The following is a 25,622-nucleotide window of genomic DNA, read 5'->3' on the forward strand; positions in this document are numbered from 1 at the left end:
ATGTATGAGATCCGGGCCACGGATGCGTGACAGCTGTCGATGGCAGAGGATCGGGGAGATCCCTAGGTTTCACGGTGGTTTTACTTGCGTTTTCCTTATGGCCTCCGTCGTCCCGGCGCGGGCTGAATGTCTCCTTCTGCCCGCCCCCGTTGGAGGTACCCCGTGCTGGGTCCCGCGATCCTCGCCGCCTCGCGCAGCGACAAGATGCGCCGAATCGTCTCTGCCGCCCCGGTGACCAAGCCCGTGGTGAACCGGTTCATCCCCGGTGAGACGGTCGACCAGGTCATCCCGATCGTCGAGGACCTGACGGGCAAGGGCCTGGAGGTGACCCTCGACGTCGTCGGCGAGGACATCACCACCGTGGAGCAGTCCCACGCCGCGCGTGACGCCTACCTCGAGCTCATCGAGCAGCTCGCCCACCTGGGCCTCGGCGAGACCGTCGAGATGTCGGTGAAGCTGTCCATGTTCGGCCAGGCGCTGGAAGGGGGCCACGAGCTCGCCCTCGCCAACGTCCGCCCGGTCGTCGAGGCCGCCGCCGCCATCGGCACCACCGTGACCCTGGACGCAGAGGACCACACCACCCTCGACTCGATGTTCGCCATCCACGAGGAGCTGCGCCGCGAGTACCCGCAGACCGGCTGCGTGATCCAGGCGTACCTGTTCCGCACCGAGGCCGACGCCCGCCGCCTGGCCGCCGCCGGCAGCCGCGTACGCATCGTGAAGGGCGCCTACAAGGAGCCCGCCGAGGTCGCCTACCAGGACAAGGCCGAGATCGACAAGGCGTACGTCCGCATCCTGAAGATCCTGATGGAGGGCGAGGGCTACCCCATGATCGGGTCCCACGACCCGCGCCTGATCGCCATCGGCCAGGAGCTCGCCCGCAAGGCGGGCCGCAAGCTGGACGAGTACGAGTTCCAGATGCTGTACGGCATCCGCGGTGAGGAGCACCTGCGGCTGGCCGCCGAGGGCCACCGCATGCGCGTCTACACGGCGTACGGGACCGACTGGTACGGCTACTTCATGCGGCGCCTCGCGGAGAAGCCGGCCAACCTGCTCTTCTTCCTCCGCTCGATGATCACCAAGAACTAGGCCCTCCCACTAGCTCAAGGAGCACCCCGCATCATGGACGCTGTAACCCAGGTCCCCGTGCCGGTCAACGAGCCGGTCCACTCGTACGCCCCCGGCACCCCGGAGCGCGCACGCCTCGAAACGCAGCTCAAGCAGCTGTCCGAGAACCCGATCGACCTCCCGATGACGATCAACGGCGTCAAGCGGATGGGCGGCGGCGAGCGCTTCGACGTCGTGCAGCCGCACGACCACAAGTCCGTCATCGGTACCTACGCGAACGCCACCCGGGACGACGCCCAGGAGGCCGTCGACGCCGCCCTCGCCGCCGCCCCGGCCTGGCGCTCGATGTCCTTCGACGACCGCGCCGCGATCATCCTGCGCGCCGCCGAGCTGCTGTCGGGCCCGTGGCGCGAGAAGCTGGCCGCGTCCACGATGCTGGGCCAGTCGAAGACCGCGCAGCAGGCCGAGATCGACACCCCGTGCGAGCTCGTCGACTTCTGGCGCTTCAACGTCCACTTCGCCCGCCAGATCCTGGCCGAGCAGCCGGTCGCGAACTCCGCCGGCGTGTGGAACCGCAGCGACCACCGCCCGCTCGAGGGCTTCGTCTACGCGATCACCCCCTTCAACTTCACGGCCATCGCGGGCAACCTGCCGACCGCCCCGGCCCTGATGGGCAACGTGGTCGTGTGGAAGCCGTCCCCGACGCAGACCCACTCCGCGGTCCTCCTGATGGAGCTGCTGGAGGAGGCCGGCCTGCCCAAGGGCGTCATCAACCTCGTGACGGGCGACGGCATCGCCGTCTCCGACGTGGCGCTGACCCACCCCGAGCTGGCGGGCATCCACTTCACCGGTTCCACCAAGACCTTCCAGTACCTGTGGAAGACGGTCGGCACCAACATCGAGACGTACAAGTCCTACCCGCGCCTGGTCGGCGAGACCGGCGGCAAGGACTTCGTCGTCGCGCACCCGTCCGCGGACCGCGCGATCCTGAAGACCGCCCTGACCCGCGGCTCCTTCGAGTACCAGGGCCAGAAGTGCTCGGCGTCCTCGCGCGCCTACGTACCGGCCTCGATCTGGAACGACGGCTTCAAGGAGGCCTTCGCGGCCGAGGTCGACGGCATCACCATGGGCGACGTCCGCGACCTGACGAACTTCGTCGGAGCCGTCATCGACGAGCGCTCCTTCGCGAAGAACAAGGCCGCGATCGACCGCGCCATCGCGGACCCGACCTGCGAGATCGTCGCGGGCGGCACGTACGACGACTCGGAGGGCTACTTCGTCCGCCCGACCGTCATCGCGTGCACCGACCCGTCGAACGAGGTCTTCACGACCGAGTACTTCGGCCCGATCCTGGCGATCCACGTCTACGAGGACGCCGAGTTCGACGCGATGCTCGCGCAGATGGAGTCCGTCTCGGCGTACGCCCTGACCGGCGCCGTCATCGCCCAGGACCGCTACGCGGCGGCCGACGCGATGGAGAAGCTCCGCTTCGCGGCGGGCAACTTCTACATCAACGACAAGTCGACCGGCGCCGTCGTCGGCCAGCAGCCCTTCGGCGGCGGCCGCGCCTCGGGCACGAACGACAAGGCCGGCGCGGCATCGAACCTGATGCGCTGGACCTCGACCCGCTCCATCAAGGAGACCCTGGTCGCGCCGACCGAGTACGGCTACCCCCACATGGGCTGACCCTGCCCCGCTGAACCCCGCCCCCGCTCCGGTACCCCCAAGTCCGGAGCGGGGGCGGTTTCCATTTCCCGGTGCGGCAACCAGTGCTAGCCTGAACGGAGTTGTCGCGTACGGCGACACGCTCCATTACTCGGGCCCGGCTTCCCGAGGGAGCCGAGGGCTCTCACGAGTTCCCGTACGGGGTGGACCGCAGTGCCAGGAGATACGAGACCTCTACGCGTCCGTGCCGGGACGACGCCCGGGGAGACGTATGTCCAGTCGCACCGATAACCGCCACCGCGTCGCCACCATCTGCCGCCGGGCCACCGGGCTCCCGCTCCACGTGTGCCACCGGTGGGCCGCCGAAGGCATCATCACGCGGGCCCAGCCGGTGCCGGACGCAGTGGATGCGAGCCAGCGGGCCTTCGAAGCGCAGATCGTCCTCGTCCTCGCGGACCGGTTGCGCCACGAACAGGTGGACGGAGCACTGTTCGGGTTCACCCGGGCCGAACCGACCGGCGCCGGGTTGATCCTGCACCTCCACCCGGTCACGGCGGACCGTGTGGTCGCGGAGCTGCTTCCGCGCATCGATACGAGGTACGGCGGCATGCGGGGCGTCGCCGGCCTGCGGCTGACGGGAGAGCCGGGCCGCTGGCAACTGTCCGGACTCGCCGACGGCACGGAGGTCCGGCTGAGGCATCCCCATCCGGCGTGGACACCGTTCCTGCCGGAAGACGAGGCCGACACGACGTACCTCTGGCGTCGCAACCCGAGGCGTCTGCACGGCATCGAGACCAATCGTCCGCTCGATGGCTGGGGCGAGGCGCGGGACTGGCTCCTCAGCCGCTTGCTGCGCAGGAACTCCCTGGTCAACGAAGCCGGTGCCGCGCACGGCTGGGCGAACACGTACACCCATGGCAGCAGGGGCGTGGTCATCGAATGGTGCTGTGCCGTCAGTGCCGATCACCTGGCGCGCGGTCTGGTGCGCAGCGGACTGACGGCCGTTCCGGCGAGCCTGGCGGGCACCGAGGAGCCCGACCACGCGGAGCTGGCCCGGTACGGCCAACTCCATCTCGGGGACGCGGTCGTCACCGTCCGGCAGGGTGGTTGCGCCGAACAGCGGCCGGTCCTGAAGGGACGGGTGCGCTGATGCTGACCGCGGCGATCGTCACGGCGGCCGTGCTCGGCGTGACCAAAGTGGTGCGGGACTGGCTGATCCTGCGGCAGGTGCGGGCCGCCATGGACGGGTGCTGCGCCGAGGACCGGGTGCGGATCGGGATGCGGCTGGCCGGGGCGCTCGGCGGGCGGGAAGCGCCGCCCGCCGAGGGTGACGACAGGCCCTAGACCTCCACCAGGACCTGGTCCAGGGACTTGCGGACCAGGTCCGGGACCTCGCAGTCGGGGGACGGGTAGCCGACCGGGATGACCGCGAAGGCCTTCTCGTTCTCCGGGCGGTTCAGGACCTGGGAGAGGAAGCGCATCGGGCTCGGCGTGTGGATCAGGGCGGCCAGGCCGGAGAGGTGGAGGGCCGACAGGAGCATGCCGACCGCGATGCCGACCGACTCGTCGACGTAGTAGTGCTTGTGCTTCGTGCCGTCCTCGCCGAGCCAGTAGCGCTGCTGGAAGACCACGATCAGGGCCGGGGCGTCGGTGAGGTGGGTCTTCACGGCGTCCGTGCCGATGGGGCGCAGGGCCGCCAGCCACTCGTCGCCGAGCCGGCCGTCGTAGGACAACTGCTCCTCCTGCTCGGCGGCCGCGCGGATCTGCTCCCGTACGGCCGGGTCCTTGACGAGGACGAAGGTCCACGGCTGCTGGTGCGCACCGGAGGGCGCGGTCGCTGCGCACGCGATGGCGTCCCGGACCACCTGCTCGGGCACCGGGTCGGGGGAGAAGTGGCGTACGGTCCTGCGCCCGTCCATCCGCTCGCGCAACTCGGCGGCGCGCGTGAGGGATTCCCCGGTCGGCATCCGCTCGGGGCGGTAGGAGGCGGGGCGGTACGGCTGGCCGTGGATCGGGGTCCACTGCTGGGTATCGGGAGACATGGGGCGAGTCTGCCGAGCCAATGGTCCAGACCGCCAGAGTCGCGGCGGCCCAATCCGGCCGGTGGGCGATATTTCATGTCCGCATACCGGATGCGAGGGGTGGGGGAGCCCGCTTGGTACGGTCCCGGGATGGGTGACGAGGGCAGGGAAGCCGGACGGCACGTCTCGCTGCGGCACACCGCGCAGCTCGCCGGGGAGGAGCTGCGGCGGGTGCGGGAGCTGCTCGACGGAGCCTTCGAGGGGGACTTCGGGGACGAGGACTTCGAGCACGCGCTGGGCGGGATGCACGTGCTGGTGCACGAGGGCGGGGAGCTCGTCGCGCACGGGAGCGTCGTACAGCGGAGGGTGCTCCATCGGGGGCGGGCGCTGCGCACCGGGTACGTCGAGGCCGTGGCGGTGCGGGCTGACCGGCGCCGGCGCGGGCTCGGCGGCACGGTGATGGAGGCGCTCGAGGGGATCGTCGAGCGGGCCTACGTGCTCGGGGCACTCAGCGCTTCCGCCGACGGGGCCGGGCTGTACGCGGGCCGCGGCTGGCGGGTGTGGGGAGGGGAGATCGGGGTCCTCGGGCCCGGCGGGCCCGAGCGGCTGCCCGAGGAGGAGGGGTCGACGTACGTGTGGGCGCCGGCCGGGGGTGGGGTGCTGCTCGATCCCACCGCGGGGCCGCTTCGGTTCGACTGGCGCGAAGGGGACGTTCTGTAGCGGCCGGATAGCGGGCCGCCTCTCAGTCGATCATGTGACGGGCTGTCAATTCTGGTCGTTTGTAGTTCAGTTCGAGTCAAACACCACTCTGCCCCCGGATCCAGGCACTGGCGGGCGCGCCGGGACGGGCACGATGCTCCGACATTCAACGGGGGGTCGTGATGAGTGCTGTCGAGGGTGGGACCGAGCTCGCGGACGAGAGTGGTCCGGGGGACCGGGAGGACGAGTCCGGCGCCGAGCTGGCGCTGCGCGTCTTCACCGGGGACGAGCGCTGGGGCTGGGAGTTCGTCCAGCCTCCCGCGCCCCCGGCACACCGCGATGCCCGCAACCCGCCCGTGTACAAGGACCCTTCCGACGCCGAGGTCCGCACCGCTCAGGAGCGGACCATGAGCGGCAGGAAGACCTCCGGCTCCGGCTGCGCGATCCTGATCGCGGGCATCGCGGCGCTCGCGGCCGGCGGGGTACAAGCCGCGGTCGTCGTGGTCGCCCTCGTCCTCGTCGTGTTCGCCATGACCTCGCCCCAGGCCAGGCTGCGGGCCGCCGAACGCCGGCTGGCCTCCGCGAGGGAGCGGGCCCGGAGCGACCACGAGGCGCGCACGAACGCCTGGCGGCAGCGGCTCGACGCCCACAACGCCCAGCACCTTCGCCAGAACGAGACGCTCGACACCTGGTTCCCGATCGCGCTCACCTCCAAGCCCAGCCGGATCGACGTTTTCGGCGGTACGGGCAACGGCTGGGCGAGCCTGCTCGCCACGCTCGGCGGGCCCCTGCTCGGCGGCGGCCAGTCGGTGGTGGTCCTCGACCTCAGCCAGCAGGCCGTGGCCCTGGAGCTGGCCGGCCTCGCCGCCCGGCGCGGAGTCGCCGTCAATCACGTACCCATGCCCGGGGCTCTGCTCGGCCTGGACCTGCGCGAGGAGTTCACCTCCGAGGAACTGGCGGAGGCCCTGGCCGAGGCGCTGGGGTCCATGCGCCCGCCCGGCGCGGACATCGACCTCCACACCATCGACGTGGACGTGGTCCAGACCGTGGCGGACCGGCTGGAAGGCCCGGTGACCTTCGCCCGCCTCGCCGCCGGACTGCGCGTCCTGCTCCGCGTGTACGACGTGGACACCCAGGGGCCCGGCGCCCTCAGCCTGTCCGAGGTCGACGCGATCACCCAGGCCGTCGACCTCCTGGGCCAGGGCGAACGCGTCCAGAACGAGCTCCGCTACGTGCGGGCCCAGACGGAGCTGCTCACGAAGGCGGAGGCGGTGGCCACCCCGGCCCTCGCGCCGGGCTGGTGGCGGCCCGGTGGCCTGACCGTCGTCACGACCGAGGACCTGGTCCAGCGCCGCAAGGACCTGACGGACCGCTTCGTCTTCTTCCAGCTGCTCCACACCCTGCGCAAGCGCGCCGTCACCCCAGGCTCGGGCACGCTCGTCGTCGCCGGAGCGGACCACCTGGGCCGGGAAGCCCTCGAAACCATGGCGCGGCAGGCCCGTACCGCGGGAGTACGGCTGGTCTTCCTCCTGGAACACCTCAGGGAGGGCACCGTCCAGGTCGCCGGCGGATCCGACAGCGCGACGGTGTTCATGCGCATGGGCAACGGCGAGGAGGCGAAGGCCGCCGCGCAATTCATCGGTCAGGAACACAAGTTCCTCGTGAACCAGCTGACCCGACAGGTCGGGGAGACCCTCACGGAGGGACGCGGCACCAGCTACGGCCACCAGCGCGGCCTGTCGGACACGGAGGGCTTCAACCGGGGCGGAGGCTGGAAGGCCGGCTCCAGCTGGGGGAGCTCCCGCTCGTACTCCACCTCGCTGTCCCGGAGCTGGCAGGACTCGACGAACACCTCGACCGCCCGCTCGACGACGACCGGCGAGAACCTCACCCGGGTCTACGAGTTCACCATCGAGCCCACACAGCTCCAGGCACTTCCCGTGACCGGACTGGTGCTCGTCGAGGCCGGCCCGGGCGGCCGCCGCGTCGTGTTCGGGGACTGCAATCCGGGAATCAACTTCCTGCCCCGGCTGTCGACCCGACCGCGCCCGAGCCTGACGTGACCGGGGCGTTCGGAGCCCCGCCCGGCCCCCCGGCCGGCCCCCCCGACCTCGCCGCCTACCGCTTCCACCGGCTGCTCACCGTGCCCCGCCGTCCGGAGGACCCGCGCGCCGAGGACCGTACCGCCGCGCAGCTCACGGCGGCCGTGACGGCCGCCCATGCCGTACTCGGCCACCTCGGGGCACAGAACCCGCACGACGGGCCCCCGGTCGGGCTCGCCGCGGCGTGGATCCGCCCGGGCGCCCACCAGCCGATGCACTTCCTCGTGGGCGGAGCTCCCTACTTCCCGCCCGCCGGGCAGGAGCCGCACGCAGCGGACGAGCACCCCCTGAGCTATCCGCCGGGGGCGACCGCCCGCGCCGTCCCGGCGGGCGAGGCGGCCGCGCTGTTCGGGCGGATGCCGTACTGGCTGCCCTGCCTCGGGTCCCACGACGCCTTGCGGATGGGCGACGACGAGCGCGCCCTGCCGGCGGAGCGCCGCGGCTCCTTCGACGACTCCGTGGCCCACCTGCCGGAAACCTTCGCCTGGCTGGTGCTGGCCGAGCCCGTCCCGTACGAGCGGCTGGAACGGGAGCGCGCGGCGCTGTCCGTCCAACTGCCCCGGCTGCGCCAGCGGGAGAACTCCGAGGCCGACCGGGTGGCGGCCGAACGGGCCGAGGCCCGCTACCGCGAGCTGACGCGGGCGCTCGCCACCGGGGTGTGGACCGTACGCGTCCTGGTCGGTGCCGAGCGGCCCGAGTCCGCGCTCGCCTCCGCGGCCCTGCTGTGCGGTGCGGGTGACCTGGACGACCTGCCGTACGTCCTCGTGCCGACCCGCAGCCCCCTGCCCCTGGCGGACGCGCTGGCCGTGTCCACCCCCGCCGCCATCGGGTCCGGACCGCCGGGGGCCGCACCGTTCATCGCCACCGCGGAGCTGGTCGCGGCGCTCGCCAGGCCGCCGCAGCGCGAACTGCCCGGCATCCGTACGGTGACCCCGAACCGCTTCGACGTCACCGCCGACGACCCGGGGGAGGCCGCGACCGCGGACGGCTTCCTGATCGGCGACATCCTGGACGAGTCCCTGTCCGCCGCGGGCCGGCTCCACGTGTCGCGCTCGACCCTCAACCGGCACGCCTTCGTCTGCGGGGCCACCGGGTCGGGCAAGTCCCAGACGGTACGGAGCCTGCTCACCGCCCTGTCCACACACGAACGGCCGATCCCCTGGCTGGCGGTCGAGCCGGCCAAGGCCGAGTACGCGCGCATGGCCGGACGCCTCGCCACGGCGGGCGGTACGGAGGCGGCGCGCCGGGTCACCGTCATCCGGCCGGGGTCCGTGGACGTCCCGCCGGCTTCGCTCAACCCGCTGGAGCCGGAACCAGGATTCCCGCTCCAGAGCCACGTGGACCTCGTACGGGCCCTCTTCCTGGCGGCGTTCGAGGGACACGAGCCGTTTCCCCAGGTGCTGGCCCGGGCCTTGTCCCAGTGCTACACGGCGGCCGGGTGGGACCTCGTCACCGGCGAGCCGCGCCCGCCCCACAAGCCGAAGTACCTGCTGGACGAGCCCGACGAGCCCCGGACGGCGGTCTGCCCCACTCTCGGCGATCTCCAGTCGACCGCTCGGCAGGTCGTGGAGATGATCGGGTACGGCAAGGAGGTCACCGCCGACGTCAGGGGGTTCGTCGACGTCCGCATGGGCTCGCTGCGGGAGGGCACCCCCGGCCGGTTCTTCGAGGGCGGTCATCCGCTGGACATCGCCGGCCTGTTGTCCGGGAACGTGGTCCTCGAACTGGAATCGATCACGAACGACCAGGACAAGGCCTTCCTCATCGGCGCCGTACTGATCCGACTCGTCGAGCACCTGAGGGTCCACCACGGCGCGGGGGGCGTCCCGCTGCGCCACGTCCTGGTGGTGGAGGAGGCGCACCGGCTGCTCAAGAACGTCGAGGACGGACCCGCGGCCGCGGCCGTCGAACTCTTCGCCTCGCTCCTCGCCGAGATCCGTGCGTACGGCGAGGGCGTCGTCATCGTGGAACAGATACCCAGCAAGATCCTGCCCGACGTGATCAAGAACAGCGCGCTGAAGATCATGCACAGGCTGCCCGCGGAGGACGACCGCCGGTCCGTGGGCGCCACCATGAACCTCCAGCAGGAGCAGAGCGAGAACGTCGTCGCCCTCCCCCCGGGACGCGCCGCGGTGGCCGCCGACGGCATGGACCGGCCCGTGCTGACGGCGATCCCGCACGGTGAACACGACGAGAGCACCAAGGACGCATCGGCGGCGCCACCCCTGCTGGCCAGCCGCAGCCCGCTCTGCGGGGCCTCCTGCCGCCGTGAGCCCTGCACCCTGCGCACGATGAACGACTCCCACCACCGCTCGGTGATACCGCTCCACCTGATCTGGGTGGAAGTGGTCGCGATGGCCCAGGCGATGGGCATGGCCGCTCCCGAGCCGAGCGGGGCCGTCCGTTCCTCCCTGACGGCGCTTCCCGAGCGCGACCTGGAGTGCACCCTCGTGTACGTGGTGGAACGGGCCGTCGGCGCGCGCGAGTCCCTGATGCGGGACGAGGTCGACCCGGCGGACTTCGCGGGGCGGCTGTACGCGGTACTGTCCTGCGCGCTGCGCGGTGTGGAGCCACCGGACGGGGACCTGCGCCGCTACACGTACGCCAACTTCCGCTTCCGGGACGTGATCTCGTCCATCGCGCGGGCCCGGAAGGCGAACCCGGACGGCCCGCACAGCTACCCCGAGCACGCGGCGCAATGGGCGGCCCGCGGTCTGATCCTGACCGGGACCTCCGGGGCCGACCACCGCCTCCAGGTCCACGCCCTGCCCGGCTACGGGCCGGAGAAGGTCCACGCCAGGGTCGGTGACGTGGACCGCAGCGGCCTGCGGGACGCGGTGGCGGCGGTGACGGGCGGCACGACGCGGGAGCACGTCGCACGGGCCTTCGCACTGGCCTGCTCGGACGGGCCGCTGCTGAACGCGGTGGTGGCACAAGCGGCGGTACGCGTGGCGATGGTCTGCGCCGAGGGAAGGGAGACCCGCGCATGAGCGAGCTCGGCGGCGCGACCGACGCACCACCCCCTCCACCGCCCCCACCACCGCCGGCGGACGCGCAGGCTCCCCGGGACGGGGACGAGACGGATGAGGCGGGGACCGAGGACACCGGGACCCAGGACACCGCCCAGGAGGACCCGGACGCCGAAACCGCCGAGCCCGAACCCGAACCCGAGCCCGAACCGGACGACCTGCCCGCCCCCGCCACGGACCAGCCGGTGGACGGCAACCCCGGCATGCAGGAGACACAGGCGCAGGCCGACCAGCCGGAGCCCGAGCCGCCGTCGGCCGAGGAGAGCGCCCCGGACGCCCCCGCGGCCCCCGACGCCCCACCTGAGAACCCGGATTCCCCCACCCCGCAGGAGCCCGCCCCCGACGAACCGACCTCGGACGCCCCGGAGCCGGAGCCGGAACCCGAGCCGGAGCCGGAGCCGGAGCCGGAACCCGAGCCGGAGCCGGAGCCGGAACCCGAGCCGGAGCCGGAGCCGGAACCCGAGCCCGAGCCGGAGCCGGAGCCGGAACCCGAGCCCGAGCCGGAGCCGGAGCCGGAGCCCGAGCCCGAGCCGGAAACCCAACCCGAACCCGACGCCGTCCCGGAACCCGTGGCTGCCCCGGAACCCGAAGCCGAGCGCGTCCGCGAACCGCAGGCCGAAAAGGAGCCCGAACGGGAAGCGGAACCAGACGCCCGGGCACCGGAGGACGGCCGGCCCGTCGACCCGCCCGGGGACGTCCCGCCCGAGGAATCACCGGACGGGTCCGACCGTCCCGAGCGGGGCGAAGCCACAGACGGGGCACCGGACGAGGCCGCCCCGTCCGACCGGGCGGGCGTGCCCGAGCAGAGCGACGCGCAGGATCAGGACCCCGAAGAGGGAGCCGCCGTAGAGGGAACGGACGACCAGGCTTCACCTGTCGACGAAACCGCCGAGACCGTGGCGAAGGCCGCCGAAGGCGTGGGCAAGCTCGCGGTCGTCGCGACCGAGACCGCCGCGGAGATCGTGGGACAAGCGGTGAACGCCCTGGAAGGGGCCACAGCCGCCGCTTCCTTCGATTCCCGCGCTGACGCAACGGCTCGGGGATTCGCGGACGAAGCGAGCCCGGCGGATGCTCCCGCGGAACCGGCGGAACCAGGGGCGGATTCCGAAACACCCGGGCCCGACCGCGAGCCGGTCGAGGGTGGAGTCATGGACAGACTGAGGCAGCTCACGGGTAGGGGACCGGAGGCGGGCGTCGGCGAGCATCTGGCGCTCACGGCCGACCGCCCGGCCTTCCAGGATCCGACCCTGGCCCGGGAGCATGTTCCCGACCGCTACGGCACTCCTCTCGACCGCGCCGATGGCACGCGGATACCGCTCTTCGACGGTGATCCCGTACGCGAGCAGGCGAAGCAGGGAAGCATTCAGGATTGCGGCATCATCGCCACGTTCGGCGCAGTCGCCGCCCATCGCCCCGAAGCGATACGCGGATTGGTGTCAGAGACCGAGGACGGCAACTACGCGGTCAAGCTGCACGGGGTGGCCGAAGCCCCGGGCGACAGGTTCCTGCCCACAGGACGTGAGTTCAAGTTCACGGTGACACCCGAGCTTCCCGTATTCGATGCCGACCCCGGCAAACCTGCCTTCGCCGCCTCCGCGGACGGCGGAACGGCGTGGGCACCCATCATGGAGAAGGCGATCGCGGTCGGAGGCGACCACGGGTGGGACCGGCAGCGCCGTGCCCAGTGGGCCGAGAAGCATCAAATTGCCGACGCGCCCGAAACGACGGAGGGCTACGTCCGGCTCGAAAAGGGGAGCAGCGCAAGAGACCGTGCCGAACTGCTCACTCAGCTCACCGGCGAGCCTGCCGTCGTGATGGACTTCCCCGAACAGTACGACCGCCGTGGACGCAGTCCGGACGCGCAGCTCATCGGTGACATCCGGCAGCGGCTCGCCGACGGGAAGCCGGTGCTGGTCGGTACCCATCACCCCAGGGAGATCAACCACCCGCTGGAGAACGATCTCAAGAGGGAACACGCATACGAGGTGACCGAAGTGGACGACAGGGGAAGGTTCCACCTGCACAACCCCTTGGGCATCAACCACCCCGAGCCTTTGACGCTCGCACAGTTCAGGGCCAACATCCGGCCGCAGTATTCCACTTTGGAGTGACCACATGGCATCTGAGGTCTCCATCAGACGCGGTGCGCCGACACGGACTTCCATCGCCTTGTTCGACGTGATCGATGTGGATGCCCGTCCCGGCCTTCCTCTGACGGTCCGCCTCGGTTTCGACGACGGCGAAGAGCACCGGTACACCCTCGAACCAGGTGACACCTTCTCGGTCCGGGACGAAACGTGGGTGCTCGACCGTGTGGAAGACCCCGCCGGCAATTGGCGGGTGTTCATCCGCAGGGTCGAGTAGCGGTCCGAGCACCGCACGGCGGTGGAACCCACCGCGCACCGCGGGGTCCGGGCAACGTATGTGCGTCCCGTTCCCCGCGGCAGCGCCCGGTGCCGTCAACGGCAAGCCGCTAGGACCCCGAGATGCTCGGGGCGCCCGTCTCGATGTGGCCCGTGTAGCGGCGCGACCAGGTGCCGTCGGAGTCGGCGAGGACCGTGAAGTCGTACCAGCCGTTGTGGTAGGCGACGGCGTTGAAGTAGTCCTCGCGCGAGGAGTTCGCCGGCACCGTGTACGTCCACGGGCCGTCCGTGCGGTAGGCGTTCGCGCGGATGGTGAAGGTGACCGGCGAGGCCGAGGCGTTGGTCATCTTGAGGTAGAGCGCCGTCTTGCCGGTGCCCGGCTCCACCGCGAAGCGGGAGGCGACCTCGATCGACTTGCCCGCCTTCGACGCGTCGCCGATGAAGCGCCGCAGGAAGCGGTTCGGCCCGTACATCGAGATGTCGTACTTGCCGGAGCCGGAGCCCGTACCGATGTTGAAGTAGTCCGTCGACGTGGCGCCGACGTCCACCGTGTACTGCCAGGCGGCCGTGTCCCGGTGCTGGTGCGGGTGGATCGAGAAGTGCGCCGCCTGCTTCGCCTCGGCGCCCGCGTTCGTCATCGAGAACCAGGCGAGGATCTTGCCGCCCGACCCGAACTCGAATCGGTCCAGGTTCCCGTTGACCTGGTACGGAAGGGCTCGCGCGGGCCGGGTCCCGGCCTCCTGCACCGGCTGCGCGTTGTCCTGCGGCACCGGGTTGGGGAGCGGGCCGCAGGTGGCCTGGCCGATGACCTTGGCCGTGGAGGGGAGGCCGGCGGGAACCCCGTAGACCGGGTGCGCGAAGTCGAAGACGCCCGTCAGGTCGCCGGTGACCTTGCGGCGCCACGCGCTGATGTTCGGACAGTTCGCGGGGGTGCCGAGCGCGGCCGTCCACTTCTCCATGAAGCGCAGCACGGAGGTGTGGTCGAAGACCTCGGAGCTCACCCAGCCGCCGCGGGTCCACGGGGACATCACGATCATCGGGACGCGGAAGCCGAGCCCGATCGGGACGCCGTCGATGTACTCGCCGGCGGTGCCGGGCGGGGCGACGGGCGGCGGGACGTGGTCGAAGAAGCCGTCGTTCTCGTCGTAGTTGAGGAAGAGGGCGGTGGAGTCGAAGACCTCCGGGTTCGCCGAGAGCGCGCGGTAGACCAGGTCCACGAAGTGCGCGCCGTCGCCGGGCGGGGCGTACGGGTGTTCGGAGAAGGCCTCGTTCGCCACCACCCAGGAGACCTGGGGGAGGGTGCCGGCGACGACGTCCGCGCGGATGGCGGCGGCGATGTCGTCGGGGGTGGAGCCGGTGACCTTGGGGACGGAGCCCATGCCGCGGTCCCACAGGGGGTTGCCGGGGGCGGCGTCCGTGAACTTCTTGAAGTAGGCGAGGCCGTTGTCCCCGTAGTTGTCCTGGGCGTTCTGGTACACCTTCCAGCTCATGCCGGCCCGCTGGAGGGCCTCCGCGTACGTCTCCCAGGTCAGCCCGGACTCGTCGCCGCCGTCCTTGCTGCCCGCGTCGATCTTGCCGCTCCACAGGAAGGTGCGGTTGGGGCCGGTCGCGCTCAGGGTGGAGCAGAAGTAGGCGTCGCAGATCGTGTAGTTGTCGGCGAGGCCGTAGTGGAACGGGATGTCGCCGCGGTCGAGGTACCCGAGGGTGCGGGTGTTGCCGACGCCGGTGACGAAGTTGTCCATGCGGCCCTTGTTCCAGGCCGCGTGCTGCGAGGTCCAGCTGTGCGGGAGGTCGCCGTTGCACTGGGCGAGGGTCTCACCGTCGACGCCGCCCACCGGCGGGGTGGAGCTGAGCTTCCACGGGTACTGCCGGCCGCCCCAGTTGGGCTGGTTGAACATGCCCCAGCCGCCCGGGATGTTGCCGGCCGCGCGGTCGCCGAAACCGCGGACACCCTTCAGCTTGCCGAAGTAGTGGTCGAAGCTGCGGTTCTCCTGCATCAGGATCACCACGTGCTTCACGTCGGTGATCGTGCCGGACGCGGTGGCCGCGGCCGCCGAGGTCGGCGCGATCGCGGGCAGGGTCGCCCCTGCCATCAGCCCGGCGCCGATTCCCACGAATCCTCTGCGGCTGATAGGTGTCACTGGCTGCTCGCCTCCAACTCAAGTGCCCCGCTGGCACATTGACGGCAAGAGTGGCGGTAGCCGCGCCAAAGGTCTACATCCGTGCGGTAAGAAGTCGGTGAACATCGGGATAGCTGGATTCAGACATCGACGCGTACGAGCATTTTTCCCAGATTGTCGCCCCGGAGCATGCCCCGGAAAGCGTCCACCGTGTGATCAAACCCCTGGACAACGGTGGTGTCGGTGCCGATCCGGCCGCTGCGCAGATGAGGGACGAGGAAGTCCTCCAGCTCGTCCTGCAGATTGGTGTGATTGCGAACCAATACCCCTTCCAGGCGCAGAGACTTGTGTACGACCTCGAAGAGATTGCGGGGCGCGGCGGGGGAGCGGTCGCCGTTGTACATCGAGATCCCGCCGACCCAGGCGATCCGTCCGTACTCGCGCAGCACGTCGATGGCCCCCTCCAGGTGGTCCCCGCCGACGTTGTCCACGTAGACGTCGATGCCGCCCCCGGTGGCGGCCGCGGCCTGCGCGAGCTGCTCGCCGACCGGCCCGTCGTGGTAGTCGAAGGCCGCGTCGAAGCCGAGGACCCCGGTGAGGTGGCGGACCTTCGCCGCCGAACCGGCGCTGCCGATGATCCGGCGGGCGCCGAGCAGCCGGGCGATGTGCCCGGTGGCCGTGCCGACCCCGCCCGCCGCGGCCGAGACGAAGAGGTCCTCGCCCTCGCGCAGGGCCGCGGTGCGGGTCAGGGCGGCGTACGCGGTCAGGCCGGTGCCGCCGAGGATGGAGAGGTACGCCTCCAGCGGGACGCCCTCGTGGCCGCGCAGCTTGCGGGTGCCGCCGGCGCCCAGGGTGACGAGGGCGTGGGTGCGCCAGCCCTCGCGGTGGAAGACCAGGTCGCCCTCCGCGAGGCCCGGGTCGCGCGAGGCGAGGACCCGGCCCACCGAGCGCCCTTCCAGCGGGGTGCCGAGTGCGAAGCCGTCCTCGCCGCCGTCCATCAGTCCGCGGTGGTACGGGTCCACCGACAGCAGCAGGTTCTCCACCAGGGTGGTGCCGGGCCCCGGCTCGGGGACGGGGCTTTGGACGTAGGCGAAGTCGGAGGCGGCGGGGAAGCCGGCCGGCCGGGCGATCTGGTGGACGGCGTAAGCGGTGCCGGTGCTGTTCGTGGTCATGGCGAGGACGCTAGGAGGGAATCGCCGAGCCGGGCAGGGGGTTTGGCTCATGGAAGCCACACGTCCATGAATGACGCTCATAGAACGAGGTGAGGCCCCCGTGGCCGAGCTCCTCCCGCAGGAACTGCGGGTGCTGGTGGCCGTCGCCGAGAGCGGCGGCTTCTCCTCCGCGGCCGTCTCGCTCGGCCTCACCCAGTCGGCCGTCTCGCACTCGGTGCGCGGCAGCGAGGCCAAGCTCGGCGCGGTGCTCTTCGAGCGCGGCCGGACCGGCGCCTCGCCCACCCCGGCGGGGGAGCGGGCCGTCGGGCACGCCCGCCGGATCCTGCGGCTCTACGAGGTCATGGGCTCGGAGGCGCGCGGCGCGGGCCGGGCCGCGGACCCGGCGGCACTGGACGGCGTGCTGCGGATCGCCGCGTTCCGCAGCGCGGCCCTGCACCTGCTGCCCCCCGTCCTGGAGCGACTCACCGCCCGCCACCCGGGGCTGCGCCCCGAGGTCCGGGTGGTGCGCGAGCTCGGCGCCGGTGCGGCCGGGGAGGTGGCCGCGGGCCGTGCGGACCTCGGCATCGCGACGCTGGGCGTTGCGCGGGGCCTGCCGCCCGGTCTGCTGAGCGGGATGCTCGTGGAGGAGGCGTACGCCCTGGTGCACCCGGCGGGACATCCCGATCCGAGGGCGCTGCCCCTGATGGACTGGGACGAGAACTGCGGCTCCCACACCCGCACGTGGTGGCTGGCGCAGGACTGGATCCCGCGAGCGACCGTCAAGGCGGAGGACGACGCGATGGTGCTGACCATGGTCGGCCGGGGGCTCGGTATGGCGATCATGCCCGAGCTGTCCCTCCGGGAGGTGACCGGAGCCGTCGAGGTCACCGGTTTGGGTCCGCAGGGGCCGGTGAGGCGCGTGGGGTACGTCACCACACCGGAATCCGCCGCCACTCTCGCCGTACGGGCTCTGATCAGGGAACTTCGCACCGCAAGCGGCTGAAACCGGAGCCTGGAAAGGAGACTTCCGGGAGGTTTCGCGTCTCAGATAGTAGGAAGTCCGAGTAATTGCGGAGACATACAGCGGGAGCTGGCCTACGTTGTAGAAGCCGAACGTCTCGCCGATCCGGCGAATGGCGGTCGAGAGCGCGCGCCCCATGGCAGGCAACCCCTGCCGCGCACCGCTCCCCGCCTCTTCCGGCGCCTTGAAGGAACCCCTCATCCGTGGCCCCGCCACGCCGTGATCTCAAGGAGTCGATCACCATGACGCACACCCCCTCCACCACCGCCCGCCGCGTCCGCCGCTCCGCCGCCGCCGACGCCGACCGCAAGAACGCCGCCGCCGCCCTCCAGCGCGCGCTGGACCGCCGCGACAACGGCGGCTCGACCGGTCACTGACCGCCGGGGACCAGCCCGCCGGCCCCCTGCGGGCCCGGCCCCTGACCTGCCGCTGAGCGTTCCCCGGCCCGAGACATATTGCGTCCGCATCGTGGACGCAATATGTCTGAGGGGTGGGACAAGGAGTACGGTTCCACCATGTCGACCAGCATCAATCTCGCAGTGATCCCCGGTGATGGCATCGGCCAGGAAGTCGTGGCGCAGGGCCTCAAGGTCCTTACCGCGGTCCTGCCCCAGGATGTGAAGCTGGAGACCAAGGAATACGACCTCGGCGCCCAGCGCTGGCACCGCACCGGTGAAACCCTCCCGGACGCGGAGCTCGAGGCCCTCAAGCACCACGACGCGATCCTGCTGGGCGCCATCGGCGACCCCTCGGTCCCGTCGGGCGTCCTGGAGCGCGGTCTGCTGCTGAAGCTCCGCTTCGCCTTCGACCACTTCATCAACCTGCGCCCGTCGAAGCTCTTCCCCAACACGGCCACCCCGCTCGCCGGCCGTCCGGAGATCGACTTCGTCGTGGTCCGCGAGGGCACCGAAGGCCCGTACACCGGCAACGGCGGCAGCCTGCGCACCGGCACCCCGGCCGAGGTGGCCACCGAGGTCAGCCTCAACACGGCCTACGGCGTCGAGCGCGTGGTCCGTGACGCGTACGAGCGTGCCAACGGCCGCCCGCGCAAGAAGCTGACGCTGGTCCACAAGAACAACGTCCTCGTCTACGCCGGTCACCTGTGGAAGAACATCTTCGACAAGGTCGGCCAGGAGTACCCCGAGGTCACCACCGACTACCTGCACGTCGACGCCGCGACGATCTTCTTCGTCACCCAGCCGGAGCGCTTCGACGTCATCGTCACGGACAACCTCTTCGGTGACATCCTCACCGACCTGGCCGCCGCCGTGACCGGCGGAATCGGCCTGGCCGCCTCGGGCAACATCAACCCGACCGGCGCCTTCCCGTCCATGTTCGAGCCCGTCCACGGCTCCGCCCCGGACATCGCGGGCACCGGCAAGGCCGACCCGACCGCGACGATCCTCTCGGTCGCCCTCCTGCTGCGCCACCTCGGCTACGAGGCCCAGGCCGTCCGCATCGAGGACGCGGTCTCCGCCGACCTGGCCGAGCGCGACGGCACCTTCCGCTCCACCGACGCCATCGGCGACGCCCTCGCCGCGCGAGTAGCCGGCTGACCCGGTAGCCCCACCTTCAGGAAGCCGCCGGGTCGCGACCACCGCACCCGGCGGCTTTTCCTGTGCGGCCCCGGGTGCCACCATCTCCCCTGGGCCGCATTCACCCCGTTTCACCGAAGCCTCCTCCCGCGCGATAATCGAACGCGAGGCCGCGGAATACGGGGAAGCTCGGACGTCCTAGTACGTCGTGAGCGCGGTCCGCCCTACAAAACCGGTGAAGGACAAGCACTCATGACGACGACGCCCACGATCGAGCTGAAGCCCTCCTCGAACCCCCTGTCCGCCGCGGAGCGCGACGCGATCCTGACGAGCCCCGGCTTCGGCCGCCACTTCACCGACCACATGGTGACGGTCAAGTGGACCGAGGGCCGCGGCTGGCACGACGCCGAGCTGGTCCCGTACGCGCCGCTGTCGATGGACCCGGCGAACATGACCCTGCACTACGCGCAGACGATCTTCGAGGGGCTCAAGGCGTACAAGCAGCCCGACGGCACCGTCGCCACCTTCCGTCCGCAGGCCAACGCAGAGCGCTTCCAGTCCTCCGCCCGCCGGATGGCGATGCCGGAGCTGCCGGCCGAGCTGTTCATCGCCGCCTGTGACGCGCTCATCAAGCAGGACCGCGCCTGGGTGCCGGACTCCGGCGAGGCCTCGCTCTACCTGCGGCCCTTCATGTTCGCCACCGAGGTCGGTCTCGGTGTCCGCCCGGCGAACGAGTTCCTCTTCATCGTGATCGCCTCGCCCGCCGGCGCCTACTTCCCCGGGGGCGTCAAGCCCGTCTCCGTCTGGCTCTCCGAGGAGTACGTCCGCGCCGCCAAGGGCGGCACCGGCGCGGCCAAGACCGGCGGCAACTACGCGGCGTCGCTCGTCGCGCAGGCCCAGGCCGCCGAGCACGGCTGCGACCAGGTGGTCTGGCTCGACGCCGTCGAGCACCGCTGGATCGAGGAGATGGGCGGGATGAACCTGTACTTCGTGTACGGCGACCGGATCGTCACCCCCGAGCTCACCGGCTCGCTCCTCCCCGGCATCACCCGCGACTCCCTCCTCACCATCGCCCGCGACCTCGGCTACACGGCCGAGGAGGGCCGCATCACCACCGAGGACTGGAAGCGCGACAACGAGAACGGCACCCTGACCGAGGTCTTCGCCTGCGGCACGGCCGCCGTGATCACCCCGGTCGGCTCCGTCAAGTCGGAGCGCGCCAACTGGACCCAGGGCGACGGCGAGCCCGGCGAGGTCACCATGAAGCTCCGCAAGGCCCTCCTGGACCTCCAGACCGGCCACAAGGCCGACACCCACGGCTGGATGCACCCGCTCGGCTAGTCCGTCCTGCCCCGAACGGCCCGAAGGCCCCCCGTGCGATACGCGGGGGGCCTTCGGGTTTTCGGATGTGAGGGGCGGCGGGAGGCGGGTGGTCAGCCCTTCTCGTCTTCCTCGCCCTCGCGCTTCTTCTTGCGCTCCTGGTTCGTCCCCTCCGGGCCGAGGCCCACCAGGGCGTCACCGAAGGCGTAGGCCAGGCCCGCGACTCCCTTGACGATTTTTCCCGCCACGTATGCGAGTTCTTCCACGACGCCTCCCCGTGTCGTTGGTGGCGACCGTGTCCTGTGCGGCCACCGCTGTACCGGTAGACGCCACCGCGGGCCGAACGGTTGATCGCCGGCTCAGGCGGCCACGGGCTCCTCGACGGCCTCCGCTGCCGGGGCGGGGGCCGTGCGGGCGGTCAGGGCCGCGTAGACCAGGCCGCCGGTCAGGCCGGAGAGGACGAAGGAGCAGTCCACGCCGCCGGTCAGGGCCAGCAGCGGGCCCTCGTAGAACGGGGTGGTCACGGCGAGCAGGCCGACGCCCGCGCCGACGGCCCAGGAGAGGGTGGCGGGGATGTTCCAGCCGCCGCGGAACCAGTAGACGCCGCCCTTGGCGCGCCGGTTGAACACCTGGAGGGCCTCGGCGTCGTAGTGCCCGCGGCAGCGGACGTAGCCGATGAGGGTGATCACGGCCCACGGGGTGCCGATCGCGGTCAGCAGCAGCACGAACGAGGTCATCGCGGCCTGGACGTCCCACTCGAAGGAGCCGACGAACACGAACGCGGTGGCCACGACGGCGGCGATCACGGTGGCCGTGGTACGGGTGGCCTTGGGGACGATGGCGTCGAGGTCGAGGCCCATGGAGTAGAGCATCAGCCCGGCGTTGCCGACCGATCCGGCTCCGGCCGCGACCAGCAGCGGAACCAAATACCAGAACGGCGCGGCGTCGACCAGCGGACCGGCGTACTCGGCGCCCGCCCGGGCGGCGAGCGCGGTGTAGGTGCCGAAGAGCTGCGGGATCAGCAGCCCGATGAGCAGGCCGAGCCCGGTGGACCAGAGCACCTTGCGGGAGCTGTGCCTGCGCGGGGAGATGTAGCGGGTGTAGTCGCCGAGCAGGGTGATGAAGGCGACGGGCCCGCTGAGCCCGGCCGCGACGGCGGCGAGCAGCCAGGTCGGCCAGAAGGAGCCGAGCAGGTACGCGGTGTCGGGCGGGGCGGCGCTGGTGAAGTCGGGGGCGTAGGCGAACACGCCGACGGCCAGCAGCAGCACCATGCCGATGGAGAGCACCTTGCTCATGCGCAGCAGCAGCCGGTAGCCGAAGACGGCCGCCACCACGGTGCACGCGGCGAGCACGCCGTACATCACGGCACGGGAGAGGCCGGTGTCAGGCAGCCCGGTGAGCCGGGACAGGGCGCCGACCATCACGTCGCCGCCTATCCACAGGGTCAGCGCGGTGTAGCCGAGGGAGAGCAGCAGGCCGACCACCGAGCCGACGAGCCGGCCGCGGACACCGAACTGGGCGCCGCTGGAGGTGGACAGGTTGGTCCCCGTGCGCAGGGAGACGAGCGCCAGCGGCGCGGTGAAGGCGATGCCGACGAGGGTGCCGGTCACGATGGCGGTGACCGACGGCCACAGACCCAGTCCGAAGGACGGGGGCAGCCAGCCGAAGACGATCACACCGAGGCAGAGATTGGAGCCGAGGAGGATCGACATCAGGTCACGGGGACCGCTGGTCCGTTCCTCCTCCGGGATGGTGTCGACTCCGCGCTGTTCGATGGGCATGGGGGGACTCCCTTGGCAGGGCGGGGGGTGGCAATGCGGTGCATGCAATGTTTGAGCGACACTCAATGTGACCTAAGCCTTGGTCTCAGGTCAATGCTTCATTGCGTGAAAATGAAGAGTTAGAGTGATGCTCTAACCCATCGACTCAAAGGGTGGTGGATCGGCGTGCGGCTGACCCCTACGGAGCGCGACCGGCTGCTTCTCCGCAGCGCTGCGGAACTGGCCAGGGCCCGACGGGCCCGCGGACTCAAACTCAACGTCCCGGAGGCCACCGCGCTCATCGCGGACACGGTCTGCGAGGCCGCGCGTGACGGCAAGCGGCTGGCGGAAGCCATCGAGGAGGCCCGCTCCGTGCTGGGCCCCGCCGACGTGCTGCCCGGCGTCAGCGACGTGGTCACCGAGGTGCACGTGGAGGCCGTCTTCGACGACGGATCCCGCCTCGCCGTGGTCTCGTCCCCGATCCGCGGCGCCGTCGGCCTGGGCGAGGACGCCCCGGGCGCGGTCGTGCCCGGCCCCGGAGCCCCCCAGCCGGAACCCACGGTCCACCTGCACGTGCGCAACACCGCCACGGTGCCCGTGAGCGTCACCTCCCACTTCCACTTCTTCGAGGCCAACCCGCGCCTCGACTTCGACCGCGCGGCGGCGTACGGCATGCGGCTGTGCGTGCCCGCGGGCTCCTCCGTCCGCTTCGACCCCGGCGGCGAGGCCGAGGTCGCCCTGGTCCCGATCGGTGGCGCACGCATCGCCATCGGCTTCGCCGGACTGGTCGACGGCCCGCTGGACGCTCCCGGAGCCAAGGAGCTGGCGCTGACCCGCGCCGAAGCCTGCGGCTATCTCGGCGCGACCGCCACCCCCGACGCCAACGACCGCCCGGAAGGGACGACCGCATGAGCCGGCAGACACCCCACACGGACCACAGCGCGCACTGCGCGCCCGGCAGCCGGCACATCGACCCGCACGAGTACGCCTCCGTCTTCGGCCCGCGGGCCGGGGACCGGGTCCGGCTCGGCGACTCCGGGCTGACCGTCCGCGTGGAGTCCGACTCGCAGAAGCCCGGGGACGAGTTCCTGGCCGGCTTCGGCAAGACGGCCCGCGACGGGCTGCACCTGAAGGCCGCCGCCGTCCGCGACACCTGCGACGTGGTGATCAGCAACGTGCTGGTCATCGACGCCGTCCTCGGCATCCGCAAGGTCTCCATCGGCATCCGCGAGGGCCGCATCCACGCGATCGGCAGGGCCGGCAACCCCGACACCCTTGACGGGGTCGAGGTCGTGGTCGGCACGGGGACGAGCATCGTCTCCGGCGAGGGCATGATCGCCACCGCCGGAGCCGTCGACACCCACGTGCACCTGCTCTCCCCGCGCATCATGGAGGCCTCGCTCGCCGCGGGCGTCACCACGATCATCGGCCAGGAGTTCGGCCCGGTCTGGGGCGTCGGGGTCAACTCGCCCTGGGCGCTGAAGCACGCCTTCAACGCCTTCGACGCCTGGCCCGTCAACATCGGCTTCCTGGCCCGCGGTTCCTCCTCGGACCCGGCCCCGCTGATCGAGGCCCTGGCCGAAGGCGGGGCCTCCGGGTTCAAGGTCCACGAGGACATGGGCGCGCACACCCGCGCCCTGGACACCGCCCTGCGCGTGGCGGAGGAGCACGACGTCCAGGTCGCCCTGCACAGCGACGGCCTCAACGAGTGCCTCTCCGTCGAGGACACCCTGCGGGTGCTGGACGGCCGGACCATCCACGCCTTCCACATCGAGGGCTGCGGCGGCGGTCACGTCCCCAACGTCCTGAAGATGGCCGGCGTCCCGAACGTCATCGGCTCCTCCACCAACCCGACCCTGCCCTTCGGCCGGGACGCGGTCGCCGAGCACTACGGGATGATCGTCTCCGTCCACGACCTCAAGCCGGACCTCCCCGGCGACGCCGCCATGGCCCGCGACCGGATCCGCGCGGGCACGATGGGGGCCGAGGACGTCCTGCACGACCTCGGCGCGATCGGGATCACCTCCTCCGACGCCCAGGGAATGGGCCGCGCGGGCGAGACCATCCGCCGCACCTTCGCCATGGCCGCGAAGATGAAGGGCGAGCTGGGACCGCTGGACGGCGACGGCGAGGGCGACGACAACGCCCGCGTACTGCGCTACATGGCCAAGCTGACCATCAACCCGGCCATCGCCCACGGCCTGGCCCACGAGATCGGCTCCATCGAGGTCGGCAAGCTCGCCGACATCGTGCTGTGGCGCCCCCAGTTCTTCGGAGCCAAGCCGCAGCTGGTCCTCAAGTCCGGCTTCCCGGCCTACGGGGTCACCGGCGACCCCAACGCCGCCACCGACACCTGCGAACCGCTGGTCCTCGGCCCGCAGTTCGGCTCGTACGGGGCCACCGCGGCCGATATCTCCGTCGCCTTCGTCTCGGCCGCCGCGGCGGCGCTGGGCAGCGACGAGATGCTGACCCGCAGGCGCCGGGTCGCCGTCCGCGGCACCCGGGGCATCGGCCCCGGGAACCTGCTCCTCAACTCCCGGGTGGGCGCGGTCGATGTGGACGCGCGCAGCGGACTCGTCTCCCTCGACGGGGAACCGCTGCGCTCCGAAGCCGCCGAATCGGTCTCCCTCAACCGCCTGTACTTCCTTTAGATCAGCACAGTCTGCACGTCAGCACAGCCCCTAAGGACCTCCCTGCCATGACCGACACCACGCCCGTGAACGCCGGATTCCGGATGCCCGCCGAGTGGACGCCCCACGAGCGCACCTGGATGGCCTGGCCCAGCCCCAACCCCACCTTCACCAACGAGCAGGAGCTCGCCGAAGCCCGCGAGGCCTGGGGCGCCGTGGCCCGCGCGGTGCGCTCGTACGAGCCGGTGACCCTGGTCGTTTCGCCCGGTGACGGGGAGAGCGCCCGCGCCGTCGTGGGCGATGACATCGAGCTGGTCGAGCGCGAGCTCGACGACGCCTGGATGCGCGACATCGGCCCGACCTTCGTCACCAACGAGGCCGGCGAGCTGGCGGCCGTCGACTGGACCTTCAACGGCTGGGGCGCCCAGGAGTGGGCCCGCTGGGACCACGACTCGAAGATCGCCCGCGAGATCTCCGGCCTCGTCGGGACCCGCACCTACAGCACCGCACTGGTCAACGAGGGCGGCGCCATCCACGTGGACGGCGAGGGCACCGTGCTCCTCACCGACACCGTGCAGCTCGGCAAGGGCCGCAACCCCGACTGGACCCGCGAGCAGGTCGAGGCCGAGATCCACGCCCACCTGGGCACCACCAAGGCGATCTGGCTCCCGTACGGCCTGGCGGGCGACTACGGCACCTACGGCACCCAGGGCCACGTGGACATCGTCGCCGCCTTCGCCCGCCCCGGCGTGGTCATGGTCCACAGCCAGCCCGACCCGGCCCACCCGGACCACGAGCGCGGCAAGACCATCGCCGCCATCCTGCGCGCGTCCACCGACGCCCGGGGGCGGCAGCTCCAGGTCGTGGAGATCCCGGCGCCGACCGTACTGGAAGAGGACGGGGAGTGGGTCGACTACTCCTACATCAACCACTACCTGTGCAACGGCGGCGTGGTCCTGTGCGCCTTCGACGACCCGCGCGACGAGGAGGCGGCGGAGATCTTCCGCGGTCTGTTCCCCGAGCGGACCGTGACGCTCGTCGACGCACGTACGATTTTCGCCGGGGGTGGCGGTATCCACTGCATCACCCAGCAGCAGCCGAAGGTCTGACCCGAGAGGGCGGCCGGGACGAGGAGTGG

At 71.3% G+C, this 25,622-nt stretch carries 21 protein-coding genes; 16 read left to right on the forward strand and 5 right to left on the reverse strand.

Annotated elements, in window-relative coordinates; genetic code table 11:
- Positions 1 to 162 precede the first annotated feature (162 nt).
- The 4 genes from OG247_RS29820 (at position 163) to OG247_RS29835 (ending at position 4,077) form a co-directional block, all read left to right on the forward strand.
- A complete protein-coding gene (locus tag OG247_RS29820) occupies positions 163 to 1,089 on the forward strand; it encodes a proline dehydrogenase family protein (RefSeq protein WP_327255094.1) in 927 nt (308 codons plus the stop codon).
- Positions 1,090 to 1,122: 33 nt separating this feature from the next.
- Positions 1,123 to 2,754 (forward strand): L-glutamate gamma-semialdehyde dehydrogenase, encoded by a 1,632-nt coding sequence (gene pruA, locus OG247_RS29825; protein WP_327255095.1) that lies wholly within the window; start codon positions 1,123 to 1,125, stop codon positions 2,752 to 2,754.
- A 250-nt stretch (positions 2,755 to 3,004) separates the two neighbouring features.
- A complete protein-coding gene (locus tag OG247_RS29830; RefSeq protein ID WP_327255096.1) occupies positions 3,005 to 3,883 on the forward strand; it encodes a hypothetical protein in 879 nt (292 codons plus the stop codon).
- A complete protein-coding gene (locus tag OG247_RS29835) occupies positions 3,883 to 4,077 on the forward strand; it encodes a hypothetical protein (protein WP_327255097.1) in 195 nt (64 codons plus the stop codon). The genes OG247_RS29830 and OG247_RS29835 overlap by 1 nt, the downstream gene beginning before the upstream one ends.
- Here OG247_RS29835 and OG247_RS29840 read toward each other — a convergent pair.
- Positions 4,074 to 4,775 (reverse strand): nitroreductase family protein, encoded by a 702-nt coding sequence (locus OG247_RS29840; protein ID WP_327255098.1) that lies wholly within the window; start codon positions 4,773 to 4,775, stop codon positions 4,074 to 4,076. The two genes, OG247_RS29835 and OG247_RS29840, sit on opposite strands and share 4 nt — an antisense overlap.
- A 129-nt stretch (positions 4,776 to 4,904) precedes the next feature.
- On the opposite strand from OG247_RS29840, the gene OG247_RS29845 reads away from it, so the two are divergent.
- The 5 genes from OG247_RS29845 to OG247_RS29865 all read left to right on the forward strand — a co-directional run bounded on the left by OG247_RS29845 (position 4,905) and on the right by OG247_RS29865 (position 12,948).
- Positions 4,905 to 5,474 carry a GNAT family N-acetyltransferase gene (locus tag OG247_RS29845; protein WP_327255099.1) on the forward strand — a complete coding sequence of 190 codons (570 nt, stop codon included), beginning with the start codon at positions 4,905 to 4,907 and terminating at the stop codon, positions 5,472 to 5,474.
- A 161-nt stretch (positions 5,475 to 5,635) separates the two neighbouring features.
- A complete protein-coding gene (locus OG247_RS29850) occupies positions 5,636 to 7,516 on the forward strand; it encodes a hypothetical protein (protein ID WP_327255100.1) in 1,881 nt (626 codons plus the stop codon).
- On the forward strand, positions 7,513 to 10,545 hold the full coding sequence (locus OG247_RS29855; protein ID WP_327255101.1) for an ATP-binding protein: 3,033 nt from the start codon (positions 7,513 to 7,515) through the stop codon (positions 10,543 to 10,545). The genes OG247_RS29850 and OG247_RS29855 overlap by 4 nt, the downstream gene beginning before the upstream one ends.
- Positions 10,542 to 12,695, forward strand: coding sequence for a hypothetical protein (locus OG247_RS29860; RefSeq protein WP_327255102.1), 2,154 nt, complete (start codon positions 10,542 to 10,544; stop codon positions 12,693 to 12,695). Before OG247_RS29855 ends, OG247_RS29860 begins: the two co-directional genes overlap by 4 nt.
- Before the next feature lie 4 nt (positions 12,696 to 12,699).
- Positions 12,700 to 12,948: a DUF6406 domain-containing protein gene (locus tag OG247_RS29865; protein ID WP_327255103.1), complete on the forward strand. Its 249-nt coding sequence runs from the start codon at positions 12,700 to 12,702 to the stop codon at positions 12,946 to 12,948.
- Positions 12,949 to 13,057: 109 nt separating this feature from the next.
- Here the strand turns inward: OG247_RS29865 and OG247_RS29870 are convergent, their stop codons facing one another.
- Positions 13,058 to 15,088: a phosphocholine-specific phospholipase C gene (locus OG247_RS29870; protein ID WP_327255104.1), complete on the reverse strand. Its 2,031-nt coding sequence runs from the start codon at positions 15,086 to 15,088 to the stop codon at positions 13,058 to 13,060.
- A gap of 119 nt (positions 15,089 to 15,207) precedes the next feature.
- Positions 15,208 to 16,239: an NADP-dependent oxidoreductase gene (locus OG247_RS29875; RefSeq protein WP_327255105.1), complete on the reverse strand. Its 1,032-nt coding sequence runs from the start codon at positions 16,237 to 16,239 to the stop codon at positions 15,208 to 15,210.
- A gap of 70 nt (positions 16,240 to 16,309) precedes the next feature.
- Between OG247_RS29875 and OG247_RS29880 the strand changes: the two genes are divergently transcribed.
- From OG247_RS29880 to OG247_RS29895, 4 genes are all read left to right on the forward strand, one after another.
- Positions 16,310 to 17,221 (forward strand): LysR family transcriptional regulator, encoded by a 912-nt coding sequence (locus tag OG247_RS29880; RefSeq protein WP_327255106.1) that lies wholly within the window; start codon positions 16,310 to 16,312, stop codon positions 17,219 to 17,221.
- A gap of 260 nt (positions 17,222 to 17,481) precedes the next feature.
- A complete protein-coding gene (locus OG247_RS29885) occupies positions 17,482 to 17,616 on the forward strand; it encodes a hypothetical protein (RefSeq protein WP_266904135.1) in 135 nt (44 codons plus the stop codon).
- A gap of 138 nt (positions 17,617 to 17,754) precedes the next feature.
- Positions 17,755 to 18,795, forward strand: a complete 1,041-nt coding sequence (locus OG247_RS29890) for a 3-isopropylmalate dehydrogenase (RefSeq protein ID WP_327255107.1) — start codon at positions 17,755 to 17,757, stop codon at positions 18,793 to 18,795.
- A 231-nt stretch (positions 18,796 to 19,026) separates the two neighbouring features.
- On the forward strand, positions 19,027 to 20,115 hold the full coding sequence (locus OG247_RS29895; RefSeq protein WP_327255108.1) for a branched-chain amino acid aminotransferase: 1,089 nt from the start codon (positions 19,027 to 19,029) through the stop codon (positions 20,113 to 20,115).
- A 92-nt stretch (positions 20,116 to 20,207) separates the two neighbouring features.
- Here the strand turns inward: OG247_RS29895 and OG247_RS29900 are convergent, their stop codons facing one another.
- Positions 20,208 to 20,360, reverse strand: coding sequence for a hypothetical protein (locus tag OG247_RS29900; RefSeq protein WP_327255109.1), 153 nt, complete (start codon positions 20,358 to 20,360; stop codon positions 20,208 to 20,210).
- 93 nt (positions 20,361 to 20,453) lie between these two features.
- Positions 20,454 to 21,875: a cytosine permease gene (locus tag OG247_RS29905; RefSeq protein ID WP_327255110.1), complete on the reverse strand. Its 1,422-nt coding sequence runs from the start codon at positions 21,873 to 21,875 to the stop codon at positions 20,454 to 20,456.
- Positions 21,876 to 22,040: 165 nt separating this feature from the next.
- On the opposite strand from OG247_RS29905, the gene ureA reads away from it, so the two are divergent.
- The 3 genes from ureA to OG247_RS29920 are packed head-to-tail and all read left to right on the forward strand — an operon-like array spanning position 22,041 to position 25,593.
- Entirely contained in the window at positions 22,041 to 22,766 is a 726-nt protein-coding gene (gene ureA, locus OG247_RS29910) for an urease subunit gamma (protein ID WP_327255111.1), read from the forward strand.
- Entirely contained in the window at positions 22,763 to 24,505 is a 1,743-nt protein-coding gene (locus tag OG247_RS29915) for an urease subunit alpha (RefSeq protein WP_327255112.1), read from the forward strand. The genes ureA and OG247_RS29915 overlap by 4 nt, the downstream gene beginning before the upstream one ends.
- A 47-nt stretch (positions 24,506 to 24,552) precedes the next feature.
- On the forward strand, positions 24,553 to 25,593 hold the full coding sequence (locus tag OG247_RS29920; protein WP_327255113.1) for an agmatine deiminase family protein: 1,041 nt from the start codon (positions 24,553 to 24,555) through the stop codon (positions 25,591 to 25,593).
- The last annotated feature ends 29 nt before the right edge of the window (positions 25,594 to 25,622 follow it).

Origin of the sequence: Streptomyces sp. NBC_01244 (assembly GCF_035987325.1) — a bacterium.
Classification (GTDB): Bacteria; Actinomycetota; Actinomycetes; order Streptomycetales; family Streptomycetaceae; genus Streptomyces.

What these genes read in the sequence shown, in the direction of transcription:
- pruA (WP_327255095.1), top strand. Translation starts at nt 1,123, where the DNA reads ATGGACGCTGTAACCCAGGTCCCCGTGCCGGTCAACGAGCCGGTCCAC.
- OG247_RS29830 (WP_327255096.1), top strand. Translation starts at nt 3,005, where the DNA reads ATGTCCAGTCGCACCGATAACCGCCACCGCGTCGCCACCATCTGCCGC.
- OG247_RS29835 (WP_327255097.1), top strand. Translation starts at nt 3,883, where the DNA reads ATGCTGACCGCGGCGATCGTCACGGCGGCCGTGCTCGGCGTGACCAAA.
- OG247_RS29840 (WP_327255098.1), bottom strand. Translation starts at nt 4,775, where the DNA reads ATGTCTCCCGATACCCAGCAGTGGACCCCGATCCACGGCCAGCCGTAC.
- OG247_RS29845 (WP_327255099.1), top strand. Translation starts at nt 4,905, where the DNA reads ATGGGTGACGAGGGCAGGGAAGCCGGACGGCACGTCTCGCTGCGGCAC.
- OG247_RS29850 (WP_327255100.1), top strand. Translation starts at nt 5,636, where the DNA reads ATGAGTGCTGTCGAGGGTGGGACCGAGCTCGCGGACGAGAGTGGTCCG.
- OG247_RS29860 (WP_327255102.1), top strand. Translation starts at nt 10,542, where the DNA reads ATGAGCGAGCTCGGCGGCGCGACCGACGCACCACCCCCTCCACCGCCC.
- OG247_RS29865 (WP_327255103.1), top strand. Translation starts at nt 12,700, where the DNA reads ATGGCATCTGAGGTCTCCATCAGACGCGGTGCGCCGACACGGACTTCC.
- OG247_RS29875 (WP_327255105.1), bottom strand. Translation starts at nt 16,239, where the DNA reads ATGACCACGAACAGCACCGGCACCGCTTACGCCGTCCACCAGATCGCC.
- OG247_RS29880 (WP_327255106.1), top strand. Translation starts at nt 16,310, where the DNA reads ATGACGCTCATAGAACGAGGTGAGGCCCCCGTGGCCGAGCTCCTCCCG.
- OG247_RS29885 (WP_266904135.1), top strand. Translation starts at nt 17,482, where the DNA reads ATGACGCACACCCCCTCCACCACCGCCCGCCGCGTCCGCCGCTCCGCC.
- OG247_RS29890 (WP_327255107.1), top strand. Translation starts at nt 17,755, where the DNA reads ATGTCGACCAGCATCAATCTCGCAGTGATCCCCGGTGATGGCATCGGC.
- OG247_RS29895 (WP_327255108.1), top strand. Translation starts at nt 19,027, where the DNA reads ATGACGACGACGCCCACGATCGAGCTGAAGCCCTCCTCGAACCCCCTG.
- OG247_RS29905 (WP_327255110.1), bottom strand. Translation starts at nt 21,875, where the DNA reads ATGCCCATCGAACAGCGCGGAGTCGACACCATCCCGGAGGAGGAACGG.
- OG247_RS29915 (WP_327255112.1), top strand. Translation starts at nt 22,763, where the DNA reads ATGAGCCGGCAGACACCCCACACGGACCACAGCGCGCACTGCGCGCCC.
- OG247_RS29920 (WP_327255113.1), top strand. Translation starts at nt 24,553, where the DNA reads ATGACCGACACCACGCCCGTGAACGCCGGATTCCGGATGCCCGCCGAG.